The 19,794-nt window shown below is 69.0% G+C and carries 11 protein-coding genes; 7 read left to right on the top strand and 4 right to left on the bottom strand.

What is annotated here, in order from left to right; all coding sequences use genetic code 11:
* Positions 1-8: 8 nt before the first annotated feature.
* Positions 9-1,685 carry an AMP-binding protein gene (locus DEO45_RS00480; RefSeq protein ID WP_114340363.1) on the bottom strand — a complete coding sequence of 559 codons (1,677 nt, stop codon included), beginning with the start codon at positions 1,683-1,685 and terminating at the stop codon, positions 9-11.
* A 152-nt stretch (positions 1,686-1,837) separates the two neighbouring features.
* Here DEO45_RS00480 and DEO45_RS00475 point away from each other — a divergent pair, with 152 nt between their 5' ends.
* Entirely contained in the window at positions 1,838-2,092 is a 255-nt protein-coding gene (locus DEO45_RS00475; RefSeq protein WP_114340362.1) for a GlsB/YeaQ/YmgE family stress response membrane protein, read from the top strand.
* 79 nt (positions 2,093-2,171) lie between these two features.
* On the opposite strand, the gene DEO45_RS00470 is transcribed toward DEO45_RS00475, so the two are convergent.
* Both DEO45_RS00470 and DEO45_RS00465 read right to left on the bottom strand, forming a co-directional pair.
* Positions 2,172-3,842, bottom strand: a complete 1,671-nt coding sequence (locus DEO45_RS00470) for an MFS transporter (RefSeq protein ID WP_114340361.1) — start codon at positions 3,840-3,842, stop codon at positions 2,172-2,174.
* A 157-nt stretch (positions 3,843-3,999) separates the two neighbouring features.
* On the bottom strand, positions 4,000-5,376 hold the full coding sequence (locus tag DEO45_RS00465; RefSeq protein WP_189339644.1) for a hypothetical protein: 1,377 nt from the start codon (positions 5,374-5,376) through the stop codon (positions 4,000-4,002).
* Between the two features lie 221 nt (positions 5,377-5,597).
* On the opposite strand from DEO45_RS00465, the gene acs reads away from it, so the two are divergent.
* From acs to DEO45_RS00445, 4 genes are all read left to right on the top strand, one after another.
* Positions 5,598-7,538, top strand: a complete 1,941-nt coding sequence (gene acs, locus DEO45_RS00460) for an acetate--CoA ligase (protein WP_114340360.1) — start codon at positions 5,598-5,600, stop codon at positions 7,536-7,538.
* A 123-nt stretch (positions 7,539-7,661) separates the two neighbouring features.
* A complete protein-coding gene (locus DEO45_RS00455) occupies positions 7,662-8,333 on the top strand; it encodes a response regulator transcription factor (protein ID WP_114340359.1) in 672 nt (223 codons plus the stop codon).
* A 206-nt stretch (positions 8,334-8,539) separates the two neighbouring features.
* On the top strand, positions 8,540-13,243 hold the full coding sequence (locus tag DEO45_RS00450; RefSeq protein WP_114340358.1) for a glutamate synthase-related protein: 4,704 nt from the start codon (positions 8,540-8,542) through the stop codon (positions 13,241-13,243).
* 19 nt (positions 13,244-13,262) lie between these two features.
* Positions 13,263-14,726, top strand: coding sequence for a glutamate synthase subunit beta (locus DEO45_RS00445; RefSeq protein ID WP_114340357.1), 1,464 nt, complete (start codon positions 13,263-13,265; stop codon positions 14,724-14,726).
* A 7-nt stretch (positions 14,727-14,733) separates the two neighbouring features.
* Here DEO45_RS00445 and DEO45_RS00440 read toward each other — a convergent pair whose 3' ends face one another.
* Positions 14,734-18,213 carry a hybrid sensor histidine kinase/response regulator gene (locus DEO45_RS00440; protein ID WP_189339643.1) on the bottom strand — a complete coding sequence of 1,160 codons (3,480 nt, stop codon included), beginning with the start codon at positions 18,211-18,213 and terminating at the stop codon, positions 14,734-14,736.
* 95 nt (positions 18,214-18,308) lie between these two features.
* On the opposite strand from DEO45_RS00440, the gene DEO45_RS00435 reads away from it, so the two are divergent.
* Both DEO45_RS00435 and DEO45_RS00430 read left to right on the top strand, forming a co-directional pair.
* A complete protein-coding gene (locus DEO45_RS00435) occupies positions 18,309-18,953 on the top strand; it encodes a 4'-phosphopantetheinyl transferase family protein (RefSeq protein ID WP_114340356.1) in 645 nt (214 codons plus the stop codon).
* A gap of 81 nt (positions 18,954-19,034) precedes the next feature.
* Positions 19,035-19,778 (top strand): pyridoxine 5'-phosphate synthase, encoded by a 744-nt coding sequence (locus DEO45_RS00430; RefSeq protein WP_114340355.1) that lies wholly within the window; start codon positions 19,035-19,037, stop codon positions 19,776-19,778.
* The last annotated feature ends 16 nt before the right edge of the window (positions 19,779-19,794 follow it).

Here is a 19,794-nt window from a genome sequence, read left to right as displayed (position 1 = left end):
CCGGCGCGCTACAGCCCAAGCTCGGCGACCATCGCCCCGCGCATCAGGTACTTCTGTACCTTGCCGGTCACCGTCATCGGGAAAGCGTCCACGAAGCGCACGTAATGCGGCACCTTGTAGTAGGCGAGGTGGTGACGGCAGTAATCCTGGATCTCCGCCACGCTGGCCTCGACGCCCTCGCGCAGGCGGATCCACGCGCATACCTGCTCGCCGAACTTCGCGTCGGGCACGCCGAATACCTGCACGTCGAGCACCTTCGGGTGGGTGTAGAGGAATTCCTCGATCTCGCGCGGGTACACGTTCTCGCCGCCACGGATGATCATGTCCTTGAGCCGGCCGACGATGCGACAGTAGCCGTCGTCGTCCAGCGTGGCGAGGTCGCCGGTGTGCATCCAGCGCGCCTCATCGATCACCTCGCCGGTACGTGCCGGATCGTCCCAGTAACCCAGCATCACCGAGTAGCCACGCGTGCACAGCTCGCCCGGCGTGCCGCGCGGCACGATGTGCCCGCGCTCGTCCACCAGCTTCACTTCCAGCTGAGGATGGATGCGCCCCACGCTGTCCACGCGGCGCTCCAGCGGATCCTCCGGCACGGTCTGGAAACTCACCGGGCTGGTCTCGGTCATGCCGTAGGCAATGGTGATCTCGCCCAGGTGCATCTCGCCGACCACCCGCCGCATCACCTCGATCGGGCACGGCGAGCCGGCCATGATGCCGGTGCGCAGGCTGGACAGGTCGAACTCGGCGAAGCGCGGATGTTCGAGCTCGGCGATGAACATGGTGGGTACGCCATGCAGGCCGGTGCATCTTTCCTCGGCCACGGTTTCCAGCGTGGCCAGCGCGTCGAAGCCCTCGCCCGGGATCACCATGCAGGCGCCGTGGGTGACGCAGGCGAGGTTGCCCAGCACCATGCCGAAGCAGTGGTAGAACGGCACCGGGATGCACAGCCGGTCGTGCTCGGTGAGGCGCATCGCCTCGCCGATGAACCAGCCGTTGTTGACGATGTTGTGGTGGGTCAGCGTGGCGCCCTTCGGTGCGCCGGTGGTGCCGGAGGTGAACTGGATGTTCACCGGGTCGTCGAAGTTCAGCGCTTGCTCCGCTTCGTGCAGCTTCGTCAGCGCCACGGCATCGCCGAACGCGGCCAGCTCCCGCCAGCCGCGCGTGCCGGGCGCCGGTTCATCGGCGAGCAGGATCACCTCGCGCAGCGTCGGCAACCGCGTCGCCTGCAACTGGCCGGGCGCGCTGGCGGCCAGTTCCGGCGCCAGCTCGGCCAGCATGTCCAGGTAGTGCGAAGTCTTGAAGCGGCGCGGCAGCACCAGCGCGCGACAGCCCACCTTGTTCAGCGAATACTCCAGCTCGTGTGTGCGGTAGGCCGGGTTGATGTTGACCAGGATCAGCCCGGCCTTCGGCGCCGCGAACTGCAGCAGCACCCACTCGGCCCGGTTCGGCGCCCAGATGCCGACACGGTCGCCGCGTTGGAGCCCGAGCGCCAGCAGACCGGCGGCCACGCGTTCCACTTCGGCATGGAATTGACGGTAGTTCAGGCGCACGTCCTGCGCACGCACCACCAGCGCCGGTCGTTCCGGATGCGTGGCGGCGATGCGGTCGATCAGCCTGCCGACGGTGTCGCCGAGCAGGGACTTCGCGCTGGAGCCGTGAACATAGCTGGCTGCTGCATGGCTCATGCGCGGTCTCCGGTCGTCATGCCCTGCCGTGGCCGCCAGCATAGCGCCGCATCCGCCCGTCACGATGACTGCACAGCGGATGCCGGACGCTTGGCCGGTGCCATCGCAAGCAACGCATGCGTGCCACCCGAAAACCACATGAGGGATTCACGATGACTGCCAGCGGCCTGATCGTTTTCCTGCTCATCGGCGCCATTGCCGGCTGGCTGGCCGGCCTGATCGTGCGCGGCTTCGGCTTCGGCCTGCTCGGCAACATCGTGGTCGGCATCATCGGCGCGTTCCTCGCCGGCTGGCTGCTGCCCATGGTCGGCCTGGTGATCGGCGGCGGCATCATCGCGGCGATCATCAACGCGATGATCGGCGCGATCATCCTGCTGGTCATCATCGGACTGATCAAGCGCGCCTGAGCCGCCGGTCGGCCGATCGTGGCCAACGGCAAACGCAGCGGCCGATGCCGCTGCGTTTCCCGTATTCCCGCTGCCCACCTCAGTCGCTGAGGTCGACGTCCTTGGTTTCGCGCACGAACAGCATGCCGATCACGAAGGTCATCGCCGCGATCGCCACCGGATACCACAGGCCGGCGTAGAAGTTGCCGGTGGCCGCCACGATGCCGAACGATACCGAGGGCAGGAAGCCGCCGAACCAGCCGTTGCCGATGTGGTACGGCAGGCTCATCGAGGTGTAGCGGATCCTGGTGGGGAACATCTCCACCAGCCACGCGGCGATCGGGCCGTAGACCATGGTCACGTAGAGCACCAGGATGGTCAGCAGCAGCACCAGCATCGGCTTGTTCGTCTGCGCCGGATCGGCCTTGGCCGGGTAGCCGGCTGCGGCAAGCGCCTTGCCGACGCTGTCGCCGAACGCCTTGCTCTGGGCGGTGAAGTCGGCCTTGGACAGGGCCCCGCCCTCGAACGACGGGAACTGCTGGCCACCGATGGTGACCACCGCCGGCGTGCCCGCGGCCGCCACCACGTTCTCGTACGGCACGCCGCGCTTGGCCAGGTAGCTCTTGGCCACGTCGCAGGAGCTGGTGAAGACCTTCTTGCCGATCAGGTCGATCTGCACGCTGCAGCCGGCGGGATCGGCCTCCACCCGTATCGGTGCCGTCACGCTGGCCGCCTCGATCGCCGGGTTGCCGTAGTGGGTAATCGCCTTGAAGATCGGGAAGTAGGTCAGCGCCGCGAGCAGGCAGCCGGCCAGCACCACCGGCTTGCGCCCGATCTTGTCCGACAGCCAGCCGAACACCACGAAGAACGGCGTGCCGATCAGCAGTGCCGCAGCAATCATCAGCTGGGTGGTGGTGGCATCGATCTTCAGCGTGCTGCCGAGGAAGTACATCGCGTAGAACTGGCCGCAGTACCACACCACGGCCTGGCCGGCGGTGGCGCCGAGCAGGGCCAGGATCACCAGCTTCAGGTTGCCCCAGCGCGCGAACGACTCGGTCAGCGGCGCCTTCGACTGCTTGCCCTCCTCCTTCATCTGCTTGAACACCGGCGACTCGGCCAGTTGCAGGCGGATATAGACCGACACCGCCAGCAGCAGCGAGGACAGCAGGAACGGCACGCGCCAGCCCCAGTCGTCGAACTTGTCGCCGAGCATCCACTTGCAGCCCAGGATCACCAGCAGCGAGAGGAACAGGCCGAAGGTGGCGGTGATCTGGATGAAGCTGGTGTACAGGCCGCGTTTGCCTTGCGGCGCATGCTCGGCCACGTAGGTGGCCGCGCCGCCGTACTCGCCGCCGAGCGCCAGGCCCTGCAGCATGCGCAACGCGATCAGGATCACCGGCGCGGCCATGCCGATCGAGCCGTAACTGGGCAGCAGGCCCACGAAGAAGGTGGACAGGCCCATGATCACGATGGTGATCAGGAAGGTGTACTTGCGCCCGACCAGGTCGCCGACCCGGCCGAACACCAGCGCACCGAACGGGCGCACCGCGAAGCCGGCGGCGAACGCGAGCAGGGCGAACACCAGTTGGCTCGCTTCATTCAACCCCGAGAAGAACTGGTGGCCGATGATCACGGCGAGCGAGCCGTACAGGTAGAAGTCGTACCATTCGAATACGGTGCCCAGGCTGGACGCCAGGATCACCCGCTTGTGGCTGACGTCGAGTGCGCTGCCGGCACGGCTGCCGATGGCGTCGATGGCATTGGTGGCCATGATGTTTCCCCTCCCGAAATAGTGGATTGCCTCTGCCCGGAACCCTGGGGAGAAGTCGGAAGGCGCGGACCGTCCCTTGCCCCGGGCCGCACCTCGTCATCCTCCCGGTTTCGCGGGAGGTTGGGCGGCGGCGTGCCGGGGCACGCCGCCAAGAACCTCAGAAGCGATACAGCGCGTTGAGGCTGACCTGGTTGCCGGTGGTGGTCTTGCGATCGGTGCCGTTGCTGGTTGAGTCGATCTTGTCGTGCATCCACTCGGCACTGAGGTCGTAGGAGCCGGCGGTGTACTGCAGGCTCAATGCGGCCTGGCGGTTGCGCAGCAGGCCGGTCGCCCCGTGGCCCATCCAGGTGATCACGTCCTGGCTGTCAGGCTTGCTGTATGCGTAGAAAGCATAAACGGCCCAGTTCGGCGTGAAGCTGTAGCCGGCCTGCACGAAGCCGCCACGTTCCTTGATGTCGCCGAACTGCGACATCGCGCCGAAGATCTCGCCGAGGCCGTTGCCGGCGTAGGCCAGCCCCTTGAACGTCCACGGACCGGGCTTCCACTGGCCGCCGACCTCGTAGCCGACGCTGGTCACCTCGGAGCGGATCGGCGTGGGCGCATTGCCTTCCACGCCGCGCAGGTCGACCTTGCTGTAGTGGGCGGCGAAATACGCCAGCCAGTTCTTGTCCTGCACGTGCAGCCGCGCCTCCAGCTGCGGCCGGAAACCGGCGTTGCCGGCGGTGAGGTAGTTGATGTTGTTGCCGGGGCCGCTCCAGTTGCCCTCGAACGCCGCCACGTCGAAACGCCACTGCGCACCGGTGCTGCCGTGGTTGATGTCCTGCATCACCACCACGCCGGGGAAGCGCCAGCCGCCGTAGCCGGAACCGAAGCCCAGCGGGAACGCGATGTGCGCCAGCGAGGTGGGCGAGTTGTCGATCGGGAACATCAGGTCCCACTGCTGGCCGATGCGCACGGTGGTGCCGGTCTCGGGATTGGTCAGGTCCATGTAGGCCTGGCGCAGCCGCGGCGTCGCCTGCTGCTGGCTGTAGGCGCCGGTGCCGTTGAAGCCGCCGAAGAAGTCCATCTCGATGCGGCCGCCGCCGTTCCAGTCGCCGGCGAACTTGGCGCCCTTGAAGTCGAGCCAGAAGCGCGTGTTGCGCACGTCGACGCCGCTGAGCGAACCGGTGGAGCCGGGTATCGGGAACAGTGCGTTCTGGCCGTTGCCGTAGGTGAAGCTCTTGTTCTGGCTGAACGCGCTGGCGCTGATGAAGCCGTGCAGCGCCACCGACACGCCGGGCGCGCTGCTGAAGGTCGGCGTGGACGCGGGGGCGGCGGCCACGCTCTGCGTGGCTGGAGCTTGCGGTGCCGGCGCGGCTTTCTGCGCCTTGATCATCGCCTTCAGCTCGTTCAACTGCTGCTCCAGCTGCGCCACGCGCTGCTCGAGCTGCTGTTCGCGCGCGTCGCTTTGTGCATGCGCGGCCAGCGGCAGGGCCAGCGCGCAGGCCATGCTCAGGGCGAGCGCCTTGTAACGGTTCGTGTATCGCGTCGTCATGCGTGCGTCTCCCCAAGGTTTATGACGGGCCGAGCATGGCCATGCTGCGGCGCGGGCGACTATTCGCCATTGGTCGAACTTCGACCAAAGTCGAGACGCCGGCGCGCCGCCGCCACCGCAACGATCGGGCTACACTCGAAACCCGCATGCCGCCGCGCGCCGTCGCCTGTCGCGGCATTCTCCTCCGCCGTTCCCGGCACCCAGCCAGCAGGAGCCCAGCCATGTCCAAGCTCTATCCGGTCGATCCCTCGTTCGCCGCCGCCGCGCGCCTGCGCCACGACGACTACACGCGCCTCTACGCCGAGTCGGTGCGCGATCCGGAGGGCTTCTGGGGTCGCGTCGGCCAGCGGCTGGACTGGACCCGCGCGCCGACCCGGATCAAGGACGTCTCGTTCCGGCGCGACGACCTGCACATCCGCTGGTACGAGAATGGCGAACTCAATGTGTCGGCGAACTGCCTCGACCGCCACCTGGAGAAGCGTGGCGACAAGGTCGCGATCATCTTCGAGGGCGACGACCCGAAGGATTCGCGCCGGATCACCTACCGCGAGCTGCATGCCGAAGTGTGCAGGTTCGCCAACACGCTGAAGCACCTCGGCGTGGCCAAGGGCGACCGCGTGGCGATCTACCTGCCGATGATCCCCGAGGCGGCGGTGGCGATGCTGGCCTGCGCCCGCCTCGGCGCCACCCACTCGGTGGTCTTCGGCGGCTTCTCGCCCGACTCGCTGGCCGGACGCATCGCCGACTCGCAGGCCAAGGTGGTGGTCACCGCCGACGAAGGCCTGCGCGCGGGCAAGCGCATTCCGCTCAAGGTCAACGTGGACGCGGCGCTGGAGCGCCCCGGCACCAACAGCGTGGAAACCGTGATCGTGGTGCGCCACACCGGCGGCGCGGTGAACATGCAGTCGCCGCGCGACCGCTACTGGCACACCCTGATGGAAGGCCAGTCGGCCGACTGCGCGCCCACCCCGGTCGAGGCCGAGCACCCGCTGTTCGTGCTGTACACCTCCGGCTCCACCGGCAAGCCGAAAGGCGTGCAGCACTCGACCGGCGGCTACCTGGTGTTCATCAGCTACACCCACGAGCTGGTGTTCGACCTGCGCGAGGACGACGTCTACTGGTGCACCGCCGACGTCGGCTGGGTCACCGGCCACAGCTACGTGGTGTACGGCCCGCTCTGCAACGGCGCCACCACGGTGATGTTCGAGGGCGTGCCGAACTATCCCGACCACAGCCGCTTCTGGCAGGTGATCGACAAGCACAAGGTCAGCCTGTTCTATACCGCGCCCACCGCGATCCGCGCGCTGATGCGCGAAGGCGAAGGTCCGGTGAAGAAGACCTCGCGCGCCAGCCTGCGCCTGCTCGGCTCGGTCGGCGAACCGATCAACCCGGAGGCGTGGGAGTGGTACTACCACGTGGTGGGCGAGGGTCGCTGCCCGATCGTCGACACCTGGTGGCAGACCGAGACCGGCGGCATCATGATCTCGCCGCTGCCCGGCGCGATCGCCACCAAGCCCGGCTCGGCCACGCTGCCGTTCTTCGGCATCAAGCCGGCCATCGTCGACGCCGACGGCCAGGTGCTGCAAGGCGTGGCCGAGGGCAACCTGCTGATCACCGACTCCTGGCCCGGCCAGGTGCGCACCATCTACGGCGACCACCAGCGCTTCATCGACACCTATTTCAGTGCCTATCCCGGCAACTATTTCTCGGGCGACGGCGCCCGCCGCGACGAGGACGGCTACTACTGGATCACCGGCCGCGTCGACGACGTGATCAACGTGTCCGGCCACCGCCTCGGCACCGCCGAGGTGGAGAGCGCGCTGGTGGCGCATCCGAAGGTGGCCGAGGCCGCGGTGGTCGGCTGCCCGCACGAGATCAAGGGCCAGGGCATCTACGCCTACGTCACCCTGGTCGCCGGCGAGACCGGCAACGACGAGCTGCGCAAGGAACTGATCGCCTGGGTGCGCAAGGAGATCGGCCCGATCGCCACGCCGGACTACCTGCAGTGGGCGCCCGGCCTGCCGAAAACACGCTCCGGCAAGATCATGCGCCGGATCCTGCGCAAGATCGGCGAGAACCTGCCCGACCAGCTCGGCGACATCACTACCCTGGCCGATCCCGGCGTGGTGAAGAACCTGGTGGACGAGCGGCTGATCAAGTGATCCCTTCCTTCGTCATTCGGGCGCAAGCCGGAAGAACTTTCAACGGCGAAGGCCGGTCATCCAGCGCCTTTCGGGCGCAAGCCACTGGACCCCGGCGTTCGCCGGGGTGACGGTTCGAACGCCATGCCCGACATCCTGATCGCCGACGACCATCCGCTGTTCCGCGACGCCCTGCAGCGCGCGGTGCTGGCCGCGCTGCCGCAGGCGCGCGTGCATGCGGCCGACAGCGTCCACGCCCTGCTCGGCCTGATCGAGCAGTTCCCCGACGCCGAGCTGCTGCTGCTTGACCTGCACATGCCCGGCGCGCGCGGCTACTCCGCGCTGGCGCACATCCGCGGCCAGTACCCGGGGCTGCCGACCATCGTGGTATCCGGGCACGAGGAGGCGCAGGTGGCGCGCCGCGCGCTGGCGCACGGCGCCTCGGCGTACATTCCCAAGTCCACCGCCGGCCCCGACATCGTGGCGGCGATCCGTGCCGTGCTGGACGGCGATGTCTGGTTGCCGCCGGCCCTGCTCGGCAACCCCACCGAACTCAGGCCCGACGAAGCGGCCGCCGCCGCGCAGGTCGCCGCGCTGACGCCGCAGCAGTTCCGCGTAATGACGATGATCGCCGAGGGTCTGCTGAACAAGCAGATCGCATGGGAGCTGGGTGTCTCCGAGGCCACCGTGAAGGCGCACATGACCGCGATCATGCGCAAGCTCGGCGTCAACAACCGCACCCAGGTGGCCCTGCTCGCCAGCCAGCTCGCGGTTGACCAGGAAAGCCTGCCGGCCATATCGAACGACCCTGGCTGAACCGTTTCGGGCGGCCCGTTGAAGCTGCGGGCGAGGCGGGCATTCCGACCCGCCCGCCACAGGGCCGGCGCCGGCGCGGGTCGGCCATCGTTTGCGCGAGGCCCGCGCCTGCCGTCAAACAGCCTTATATACGGCTATTTGATTTTCTTGCTTTCTTTTGTTGCGGCGCACTATAGTCGATTCTCCCCATGCCGGGAGTGGAGAACATGGCTCAGCCGCACGCGCAGGGTTTGTACAACCCGTCCAACGAACACGACGCCTGCGGCGTGGGTTTTGTCGCCCATATCAAGGGCCGCAAAAGCCATGAGATCGTCCAGCAGGGCCTGTTGATCCTGCGCAACCTGGACCACCGCGGCGCGGTCGGCGCCGATCCGCTGATGGGCGACGGCGCCGGCATCCTGATCCAGATCCCCGACCAGCTCTACCGCGAGGACATGGCGCAGCAGGGCGTGCAGCTGCCGGCACCGGGCGAGTACGGCGTGGGCATGATCTTCCTGCCCAAGGAGCACGCCTCGCGGCTGGCCTGCGAACAGGAGCTGGAACGCACGGTGCGGGCCGAAGGCCAGGTGGTGCTGGGTTGGCGCGACGTGCGCGTCGACGCCGAAATGCCGATGTCGCCGGCGGTCAAGGCGACCGAGCCGGTGGTGCGGCAGATCTTCATCGGGCGCGGGCCGGACGTGATGGTGCCCGATGCGCTGGAGCGGAAGCTGTACGTCATCCGCAAGACCTCCAGCCACGCGATCCGCGCGCTGGGCCTGAAGCACGGCAAGGAATACTTCGTCCCTTCGATGTCCAGCCGCACGGTGGTCTACAAGGGCCTGCTGCTGGCCGGCCAGGTCGGCCAGTACTACCTCGACCTGGCCGACCCGCGCACCGTGTCGGCGCTGGCGCTGGTGCACCAGCGCTTCTCCACCAATACCTTCCCCGCGTGGGAGCTGGCCCACCCGTACCGCATGATCGCGCACAACGGCGAGATCAACACGGTCAAGGGCAACGTCAACTGGATCAACGCGCGCACCGGCGCGATCTCCTCGCCGGTGCTCGGCGACGACCTGGCCAAGCTGTGGCCGCTGATCTATCCCGGCCAGTCCGACACCGCCTCGTTCGACAATTGCCTCGAGCTGCTGACCATGGCGGGCTACCCGCTGTCGCACGCGATGATGATGATGATTCCCGAGGCATGGGAACGCCACACGTTGATGGACGACAACCGCCGCGCGTTCTACGAATACCACGCCGCGATGATGGAGCCGTGGGACGGCCCCGCCGCGATCGCCTTCACCGACGGGCGCCAGGTCGGCGCCACGCTCGACCGCAACGGCCTGCGCCCGGCGCGCTACCTGATCACCGACGACGGCCTGGTGATCCTGGCCTCCGAGGCCGGCGTGCTGCCGGTCGCCGAGTCGCGCATCGTGAAGAAGTGGCGGCTGCAGCCGGGCCGGATGCTGCTGATCGACATGGAAGCGGGCCGCATCATCGACGACAAGGAACTGAAGGACCAGCTGGCCAACGCCCGGCCGTACAAGCAGTGGATCGAGCACATCCGGATCAAGCTGGACGCGTTGCCGGAGCCGCGTGCCGAGTCGCACGTGGTCGACAGCCTGCTCGACCGCCAACAGGCCTTCGGCTACACCCAGGAAGACCTGAAGTTCCAGCTGCTGCCGATGGCGCAGGTCGGCGAGGAAGCGATCGGCGCGATGGGCAACGATTCGCCGCTGGCGGTGCTGTCGGAGCGCAGCAAACCGCTGTACAGCTATTTCCGCCAGCTGTTCGCGCAGGTCACCAACCCGTCGATCGATCCGATCCGCGAACAGCTGGTGATGTCGCTGGTGTCCTTCATCGGGCCCAAGCCCAACCTGCTGGACATCAACAATATCAACCCGCCGCTGCGGCTGGAGGTGGCCCAGCCGGTGCTGGACTTCGCCGAAATGGCCAAGATCCGCAAGATCGGGCGCTACTCCAAGGGCAAGTTCCGCAGCTTCGAGCTGGACATCACCTATCCGGCGACCTGGGGCAAGGCCGGCATCGAGGCGCGCCTCGCCTCGCTGTGCGCGCAGGCCACCGACGCGATCCGCCAGGGCCACAACATCCTGATCGTGTCCGACCGGCGCAGCGACCGCGAGCGCGTGGCGATCCCGGCCCTGCTGGCCACCTCGGCCGTGCACCAGCACCTGGTCACCAAGGGCCTGCGCACCAGTACCGGCCTGGTGGTGGAGACCGGGTCGGCGCGCGAGGTGCACCACTTCGCGCTGCTCGCCGGCTACGGCGCCGAGGCGATCCACCCCTACCTGGCGATGGAGGTGCTGGCGCAGCACTTCGCCGCTGCCGGCGACGGGATCGGCCCGGACAAGGCGATCCGCAACTACGTCAAGGCGATCGACAAGGGCCTGCAGAAGGTGATGTCCAAGATGGGCATCTCCACCTACATGTCCTACACCGGCGCGCAGATCTTCGAGGCGGTGGGCCTGAATCGCAAGCTGGTGGACAAGTACTTCACCGGCACCACCTCCAACATCGAGGGCATCGGCCTGTTCGAGGTGGCCGAGGAAGCGCTGCGCCTGCACGCCGCCGCCTATGGCGACGACCCGGTGCTGGCCGACGCGCTGGATGCGGGCGGCGAGTACGCCTGGCGCGTGCGCGGCGAGGAGCACATGTGGACGCCGGACATGGTGGCCAAGCTGCAGCATGCCACCCGCGCCAACAGCGCGCAGACCTACCAGGAGTATTCGCAGCTGGTCAACGACCAGAGCCGGCGTCTGATGACGCTGCGCGGGCTGTTCGAGTTCCGCGCCGATCCGGCTGCCGCCATTCCGCTGGACGAAGTGGAACCGGCCGGCGAGATCGTCAAGCGCTTCGTCACCGGCGCGATGTCGCTGGGTTCGATCTCGACCGAGGCGCACACCACCCTCGCCATCGCGATGAACCGCATCGGCGGCAAGTCCAACACTGGCGAGGGCGGCGAGGACGAGGCGCGTTACCAGGGTGAGTTGCGTGGCGTGGTGATCAAGCAGGGCGACACCGTCGCCGGCCTGCTCGGCGAAGCGCACATCGAGCGCGACCTTGAACTGCAGGCCGGCGACTCGCTGCGTTCGCGCATCAAGCAGGTGGCTTCCGGCCGCTTCGGCGTCACCGCGGCCTACCTGGTCTCGGCCGACCAGATCCAGATCAAGATCGCGCAGGGCGCCAAGCCCGGCGAAGGCGGCCAGCTGCCCGGCCACAAGGTCTCCGAGTACATCGCCCGGCTGCGCTTCTCGGTACCGGGCGTGGGCCTGATCTCGCCGCCGCCGCACCACGACATCTACTCGATCGAGGACCTGGCCCAGCTCATCCACGACCTGAAAAACTGCAACCCGCAGGCATCGATCTCGGTGAAGCTGGTGTCCGAGGTGGGCGTGGGCACCGTGGCGGCTGGCGTGGCCAAGGCCAAGGCCGACCATGTGGTGATCGCCGGGCACGACGGCGGCACCGGTGCCTCGCCGTGGTCGTCGATCAAGCATGCCGGCACGCCATGGGAGCTGGGCCTGGCCGAAACGCAGCAGACCCTGGTGCTGAACCGCCTGCGCGGCCGCATCCGGGTGCAGGCGGACGGCCAGATGAAGACCGGCCGCGACGTGGTGATCGGCGCCCTGCTCGGCGCCGACGAATTCGGCTTCGCCACCGCGCCGCTGGTGGTGGAAGGCTGCATCATGATGCGCAAGTGCCACCTCAACACCTGCCCCACCGGCGTGGCCACGCAGGATCCGGTGCTGCGCCGGAAGTTCAGCGGCAAGCCCGAGCACGTGGTGAACTACTTCTTCTTCGTGGCCGAGGAAGCGCGGCGGATCATGGCGCAGCTGGGCATCCGCCGCTTCGACGAGCTGGTCGGCCGCGCGGACCTGCTCGACCTCCGCCAGGGCATCGCACACTGGAAGGCGCGCGGGCTGGACTTCAGCCGCGTGTTCCATCGCCCCGAGGTGCCGGCGGCGGTGGCGCGGCGGCACGCGAGCGGACAGGACCACGGCCTCGACAAGGCCGGCAAGGCGCTCGACCACACCCTGATCGAGAAAGCCCGGCCCGCGCTGGAGCATGGCGAGCGCACCAGCTTCATCGTCGGCGTGCGCAACGTCAACCGCACCGTGGGCACCATGCTTTCCGGCGAGGTGGCGCGCCGCCACGGCCACGCCGGCCTGCCCGACGACAGCATCCACGTCCAGATGGACGGCACCGCCGGACAGAGCTTCGGCGCGTTCCTGGCCCGCGGCATCACGCTCGACCTGGTCGGCGAGGCGAACGACTACGTGGGCAAGGGCCTGTCCGGCGGACGCATCATCGTGCGCTCGCCGAACGACTTCCACGGCTTCGGCCCGGAGCACATCATCGCCGGCAACACGGTGCTGTACGGCGCCACCGAAGGCGAGGCCTACTTCAACGGCGTCGCCGGCGAGCGCTTCGCCGTGCGCAACTCCGGCGCCACCGCCGTGGTGGAAGGCGTCGGCGACCACGGCTGCGAGTACATGACCGGCGGCACCGTGGTCCTGCTCGGCGAAACCGGCCGCAATTTCGCCGCCGGCATGTCCGGCGGAGTGGCCTACGTCTACGACCCCGAGTTGCACTTCCAGTCACGCTGCAACCTCTCCATGGTCGGCCTGGAACCGCTGCTCTCCGGCGTCGAGCAGGAGCTGCGGGTGCCGCGGGCGTTGTGGCATCCGCTCACCCGCGGCGCGCCCGGCGAAACCGACGAGGCGATCCTGCGCCGGCTGGTCGAGGCGCATTTCCGCTACACCGGCAGTTTCCGCGCCAAGGCGATCCTGCACGACTGGAGCAATGCCCGCACGCATTTCGTCAAGGTGATGCCGCACGAGTACAAGCGCGCGCTGGCCCAACCTCCGCGGGAGACCGCGGCCGCATCCACCGAGAAGGCCACGGCCTGAGTCCAGGGGAACCGTACAGATGGGCAAGATCACCGGCTTTCTCGAATACCCGCGCCTGCAGGAAACCAGCGAGGCGCCCGCGCAGCGCAAGAAGCACTGGCGCGAATTCACCGAGCACCTGGACGACGACCAGGCGAAGACCCAGGCGGCGCGCTGCATGGACTGCGGCGTGCCGTTCTGCCACAACGGCTGCCCGGTCAACAACATCATCCCGGACTTCAACGACCTGGTGTACCGGCAGGACTGGAAGCGCGCGATCGACGTGCTGCATTCGACCAACAACTTCCCCGAGTTCACCGGCCGCGTCTGCCCCGCCCCGTGCGAGGCGGCCTGCACGCTGAACGTCAACGACGATGCGGTGGGCATCAAGTCGATCGAGCACAAGATCATCGACAAGGCGTGGGAGGAAGGCTGGGTGGTGGCTCAGCCGGCCGCGCGCAGGACCGGCTGGAAGGTGGCCGTGGTCGGCTCAGGACCGGCCGGGCTGGCCGCCGCGCAGCAGCTGGCCCGTGCCGGCCATGCGGTGACGGTGTTCGAGAAGAACGACCGCGCCGGCGGCCTGCTGCGCTACGGCATCCCCGACTTCAAGCTGGACAAGGGCCATATCGACCGGCGCCTGGAGCAGATGCGCGGCGAAGGCGTGCAGTTCCGCACCGGCGTGTTCGTCGGCGCCGCGGCCGACGCCGGCCAGCACGGCAACCCCCGCGTGATCGCGCCCGAACAGCTGCGGCAGGAATACGACGCGGTGGTGCTCACCGGCGGCGCGGAAACCCCGCGCGACCTGCCGGTGCCCGGCCGCGCGCTGCAGGGCGTGCATTTCGCGATGGAGTTCCTGCCGCAGGCGAACCGTGTGGTGGCCGGCGACGTGCTGCAGGACCAGCTGGTCGCCACCGGCAAGCAGGTGGTCGTCATCGGCGGCGGCGACACCGGCTCCGACTGCGTGGGCACCTCGAACCGCCAGGGCGCCGTGGCAGTCACCCAGTTCGAGCTGTTGCCGCAGCCGCCCCGGCAGGAGGACAGGCCGCTGGTGTGGCCGTACTGGCCGATCCGCCTGCGCACCTCCAGCTCGCACGAGGAAGGCTGCCAGCGCGATTGGGCAGTGGCCACCAAGTGCTTCAACGACGACGGCAAGGGCCGGGTCAGAAGCCTCACCGCCGTCCGGCTGGAGTGGAAGGACGGCAAGATGCACGAGGTGGCCGGCAGCGAGTTCGAGATCCAGGCGGACCTGGTGCTGCTGGCCATGGGCTTCGTCGCGCCCGCGCAGGGCGTGCTCGACGCGTTCGGCGTGGCGAGGGATGCCCGTGGCAACGCCAGGGCCGGCACCGAGGCGCGCGGCGGCTATCGCACCAGCGTGGACAAGGTGTTCGCCGCCGGCGACATGCGCCGCGGCCAGTCGCTGGTGGTCTGGGCGATCCGCGAAGGGCGCCAGTGCGCCCACGCGGTGGACGAGTTCCTGATGGGCCATTCCAGCCTGCCGCGCTGACCGCGGCTCAGGCAGGGCGCTCCTCGCCCTGCCGTCGCACGAGCGCGGTCAGCAGCGCACGCAAGGCGGCCGGACGCACCGGCTTGTGCAGTACCGGGTAGCCGCGCGCCCGCGCGCGCTGCTTCAGTTCGCTGCTGCCGTCGGCGGTGATCATCGCCACCGGCGGCAGTTCGCCCAGCGCGTCGCGCAGCTGCTGCAACGCCTGCAGGCCGTCGACGCCGTCGGCGAGGTGGTAATCGGCCAGGATCAGGTCGATGGGCCCGCGCCCCAGCTCGTCGCGGGCCTGCGCCACGTCCAGCGCGGTGCGGCAATCGACGCCCCAGCGGCTGAGCAGGGCACGCATGCCGTCGAGGATGCTGGCATCGTTGTCCAGGCACAGCACGGTCAGCGGCAATTGCTTGTCCGGGCCGGCGCGCTCCACCCGCTGACGCCGCACCGGCACCGGCTCGCTGCGTGGCACGGTCACCGCGAAGCAGCTGCCGTGCTCGACCCGTGAATGCAGGTCGAGCCGGTGGCCGAGCATGCCGGCGAGGCGGTCGCAGATCGACAGGCCCAGGCCCAGCCCCTTCTCGCCCCATGGCGAAGGGTGTTCCAGCCGCTGGAACTCGTCGAAGATGCGCGCGCGCTGCTCCGCCGCGATGCCGGGGCCGGAATCCCACACCTCGATGCGCACCTCGCCGCTCACCCGCCGCGCACCCAGCAGCACGCCGCCCCGGCTGGTATAGCGCAGCGCGTTGGAGAGAAAGTTCTGCAGGATCCGGCGCAGCAGCTGCGGATCGCTGCGCACGGCGAGGGTAGTCGGCACCACGCGCAGGCGCAGGTCGCGCTGCTCCGCAACCACCGCGAACTGCGCCTTCAGCGAATCGAACAGTTCGGCCAGCGCGAAGCCGCCGACTTCGGGATGGTAGCTGCCGGCATCCAGGCGCGAGATGTCGAGCAACGCGTCAAGCAGGTCCTCGGCGGCGCGGAACGAGGCGTCGATGCGCTCGGCCAGCCCGCTTGCCTCGGTGTCGAGCCCGGAATGCTGGCGCAGCGCCGAGGTGAACAGGCGCGCCGCGTTCAGCGGCTGCAGCAGGTCGTGGCTGGCGGCGGCGAGGAAGCGCGTCTTGGAGATGTTCGCGGTTTCCGCCGCGCGACGCGCCTGCGCGGTGGCGGCCAGCGCCTCGGACAGCTCGGCGGTGCGCTGCTCGACGCGCTGCTCCAGCGTCTCGTTCACCTCGATCAGCGCCTGCTCGGCGTGCTTGTATGCGGTGACGTCGGTGTAGGTGGTGACGTAGCCGCCGCCGGGCAGCGCGCGGCCGCGCATCTCGATCACCGTGCCGTCGGGCCGCACGCGCTGGAACAGGTGCGGCGAGCCGGCGCGCATGTACTGGATGCGCTTGGCCACATGCGCCTCGACCTCGCCCGGCCCGCATTCGCCGCGCTCGGCGTTCCAGCGGATCAGCTCGGCCACCGGCACGCCCACGTGGACCATGCCGTCGGGATATTCGAACAGCTCCAGGTAGCGTCGGTTCCACGCCACCAGCCGCATCTGCGCATCGACCACGCTGATCCCCTGCGAGACGTTCTCCAGCGTGGTGGAGAGCAGCTCGCGGTTGAAGCGCAGTTCCTGCGAGGCCTCGTCCAGCAGCGCCACCGATTCGGCCAGGTCCAGGCCGCTGCCGGACAGCGCGCTGATCAGGATGCGCCGCGCGTTGGCCGCGCCCACCGCCGAGGCGAGCAGTCGCTCCGTGTACTGGATCAGCGCGCGGTCGGCCGCCTCGCCCGGCAGCAGCGGCTTCTCGCGCCGCTGCGCATACTCATCGAACGCGCGCACGCTGCTGCGCTCGCCCACGATGCGCTCGGCTATGGTGCGCAGGTCGGCCACCGCCACACGGCCACGCCAGTCGCCGACACCGCCGCGGCTGGCCGGGTCGGCGTCCATGAACACCGCCGCGTGCAGGCGTTCCTCCAGGCTGGGCCGGAAGCGCAGGGAGACGAACACCAGGCAGCCGGCGTTGACCAGCAGCGACCAGAACGTGCCGTGCATCACCGGATCCCAGCCGCTGAGGTAGAACAGCGCGTGCGGGCGCAGCCAGTCCCAGCCGAACGGACCGTCGCGCAGCCACTGGTCCGAGCGCACCACCGCCGGCAGCAACAGGGTATACAGCCACACCGCGAAACCGCCGATCAGGCCCGTCGCCACGCCGCGGCGGCTGGCGCTGCGCCAGTACAGCGCGGCGATCAACGCGGGCGCGAACTGCGCCACCGCGGCGAACGCGAGCAGGCCGGTGGCGGCCAGGTTCTCGGCGTTGGCGGCCACCCGGTAGTAGGCGTAGGCCATCAGCGCCAGCACGATGATCGCGATCCGGCGCACGCCCAGCACCAGCTGCGACAGGTCGCTGCGCTGTTCCAGCCGCAACCGGCGGATGCGCAGCAGCGCAGGCATCACCAGGTCGTTGCTCATCATCGTCGACAGCGCCACTGAAGCCACGATCACCATGCCGGTGGCTGCCGAGAAGCCGCCGATGAAGGCCAGCAGCGCCACGCCGCGGTCGCCGTGCGCCATCGGCAGGGTCAGCACCCACGCATCGGCGCCGCCCTGGTGCAGCAGCGGCATGTGCATGCCGGCCGCCACGATCGGCAGCACCGCCACGCTGACGATGACCAGGTACAGCGGCACCATCCAGCGCGCGCGGCTGAGGTCGCCGGCGTCCTCGCACTCGACCATGCCGATCTGGAACTGCCGCGGCAGGCAGAACATCGCGCAGAACGCCAGCATGGTCTGCGCGAGGAAGCCTGGCGGCGCCCCATGGCCCAGCAGGTCGAGCGGCAGTTGCATCGTGTCGGCCAGTCCCGGTCCCCGCCACAGCGCGTACCCGGCCAGGGCCACGAACGCCAGCAGCTTGATCAGCGACTCCAGCGCGATCGCCAGCATCATGCCGTGGTGATGCTCGGTGGCATCGATGCTGCGCGTGCCGAACAGGATCGCGAACACCGCCAGCAGCACCGCGCACCACATCGCGCTGTCGATGCCGCCGGTCCTGACCGCGCCCAGCGCGGTTCCGCCCAGCACGCCGAACGACATGGCCACCGCCTTGAACTGCAGCGCGATGTACGGCACTACCGCGACCACCGCGATCACCGCCACCAGCGCGGCCAGGCCGTGCGACTTGCCGAAGCGCGCGCCGATGAAGTCGGCGATCGAGGTGATGTTGCGCTGTCTAACCACCTGCACCAGCCGGCGCAGCAGGCCGAAGCCGAGCACGTACAGCAGGATCGGACCGAGATAGATCGGCAGGTACGCCAGGCCGTCGCGCGCGGCCGTGCCGACGGCGCCGTAGAACGTCCACGACGAGCAGTACACCGCGAGCGCGAGGCTGTAGACGATCGGGCGCAGCCGTGGCTGGCGCGGATACAGCGGCCGCCGGTCGCCGGCGTAGGCCACCACGAACAGCAGCCCGACGTACAGCAGCGACACCAGCAGCAGCAGCCAGCCCTGGATCAAGCCATCAGCCCTCTTACTTTCTCCAACCCGTTTCCGCCCGGCGCAGGCCCGGGCCTGTGCTTGTGCGCTGCCCGTACGGGCGGCACCATGTGCGGATGATCGCCGCGCGCCTACCGACGCTTGCCAACGTAGCAGAGCACCTGCGCGATGACGAGATTCACGTGTGGCGACTGGACTACCACCCACGGGACGGACGCGGACCGCTGCGCGCGGTGCTGGGCGCCTACCTCGGCTTGCCGGCGGACCAGGTGGCGCTCGCCGATGGCACGCACGGCCGGCCGTCGCTGGCCGGCGGGCACGATCCCTCGCTCGACTTCAACTGGTCGCACAGCGGCGTCCACGCGCTGGTTGCGGTGGGCCGGCACATTGCGCCCGGGATCGATCTCGAGTGCCTGCGTCCCCATCCCCGCGCGCTGGCGATCGCCGAGCGCTACTTCAGCGCCGAGGAGGCCGCCGCCCTGTTGGCGCTGCCGCCGGCCGCGCGCAGTGCGGCCTTTCTCGAACTCTGGACGGCCAAGGAAGCGGTGCTGAAGGCTTTGGGACGCGGCCTCGCGTTCGGCCTGGACCGGCTCAGCATCGCCGGCACCGCCGAGTGCCCCAGCCTGCTGCGACTCGAAGGCGACAATGCGGCCGCCTGGCAGTTGCGGCGGCTCCCCATCGCGCCGGAACTGGTCGCGGCGCTGGCCTGGCGTGGCGGCGAACGGAACATCCGCTTCGGCACGCTTGCCAGTCGCGGCTGATCGGCGCACTGTTTCCGACCCCGCCGGCAGCGCCGCCGGCGTTGCCCCATCCACGGCTCTACCCGGGAGCGCCTGTCCGCGATGACCCTGCTCAGCGTCAACCTCAACAAGATCGCCGTGCTGCGCAACTCGCGCGGCGGCGACGAGCCCGACATCTGCCACGCCGCGCAGACCTGCATCGAGGCCGGCTGCGGCGGCATCACGGTGCACCCGCGCCCCGACCTGCGCCACGTGCGTCCCGACGACGTGCGCGCGCTGGCCGCGACCTTGCGCGGCCGGGTCGAATACAACATCGAAGGCAATCCGTTTGCCGCCGCCCGCGGCGCCTATCCCGGGCTGCTCGCGCTGGCCCGCGAGGTGCGCCCGACCCAGGTCACCCTGGTGCCCGACGGCGACGGCCAGATCACCTCCGACCACGGTTTCGACCTGCGGCGCGATCTCGCGCGGCTGCAGCCGCTGGTCGACGAACTGCGCGCGCTCGGTTGCCGTGTCAGCCTGTTCGTCGACGCCGGCTGCCTGGGCTTCGAGCTGGCCGCCTCGATCGGCGTGCAACGCATCGAGATCTACACCGGGCCTTACGCGCATGCCTTTGCCGAAGGCCAGCCCCAGGCCGCGCTGGCCGCCTGCGCCGACACCGCGCGGCACGCGCAGCAGGCCGGGCTGGCGGTGAATGCGGGGCACGATCTCAGCCAGGCGAACCTGGGCACGTTCAAGGCAGCGATCCCCGGCCTGGCCGAGGTCTCGATCGGCCATGCGCTGATCGGCGAGGCGCTGTACGAGGGCCTCGCCAGCACGGTGCGCAACTACCTGCAAATCCTGCGCTGAACGAGTTTCCCGTGCA

The organism is Rhodanobacter denitrificans, assembly GCF_003335105.1.
Classification (GTDB): Bacteria; Pseudomonadota; Gammaproteobacteria; order Xanthomonadales; family Rhodanobacteraceae; genus Rhodanobacter; species Rhodanobacter denitrificans_A.
Note: the sequence above shows the minus strand (reverse complement) of the source record. Positions and strands in the feature narration are given on the sequence as shown.

Bases quoted from the DNA above. Each gene is read 5' to 3' on its own strand.
- acs (WP_114340360.1), top strand. From the start codon at position 5,598: ATGTCCAAGCTCTATCCGGTCGATCCCTCGTTCGCCGCCGCCGCGCGC.
- DEO45_RS00470 (WP_114340361.1), bottom strand. From the start codon at position 3,842: ATGGCCACCAATGCCATCGACGCCATCGGCAGCCGTGCCGGCAGCGCA.
- DEO45_RS00435 (WP_114340356.1), top strand. From the start codon at position 18,309: ATGATCGCCGCGCGCCTACCGACGCTTGCCAACGTAGCAGAGCACCTG.
- DEO45_RS00445 (WP_114340357.1), top strand. From the start codon at position 13,263: ATGGGCAAGATCACCGGCTTTCTCGAATACCCGCGCCTGCAGGAAACC.
- DEO45_RS00480 (WP_114340363.1), bottom strand. From the start codon at position 1,685: ATGAGCCATGCAGCAGCCAGCTATGTTCACGGCTCCAGCGCGAAGTCC.
- DEO45_RS00455 (WP_114340359.1), top strand. From the start codon at position 7,662: ATGCCCGACATCCTGATCGCCGACGACCATCCGCTGTTCCGCGACGCC.
- DEO45_RS00430 (WP_114340355.1), top strand. From the start codon at position 19,035: ATGACCCTGCTCAGCGTCAACCTCAACAAGATCGCCGTGCTGCGCAAC.
- DEO45_RS00475 (WP_114340362.1), top strand. From the start codon at position 1,838: ATGACTGCCAGCGGCCTGATCGTTTTCCTGCTCATCGGCGCCATTGCC.
- DEO45_RS00450 (WP_114340358.1), top strand. From the start codon at position 8,540: ATGGCTCAGCCGCACGCGCAGGGTTTGTACAACCCGTCCAACGAACAC.
- DEO45_RS00465 (WP_189339644.1), bottom strand. From the start codon at position 5,376: ATGACGACGCGATACACGAACCGTTACAAGGCGCTCGCCCTGAGCATG.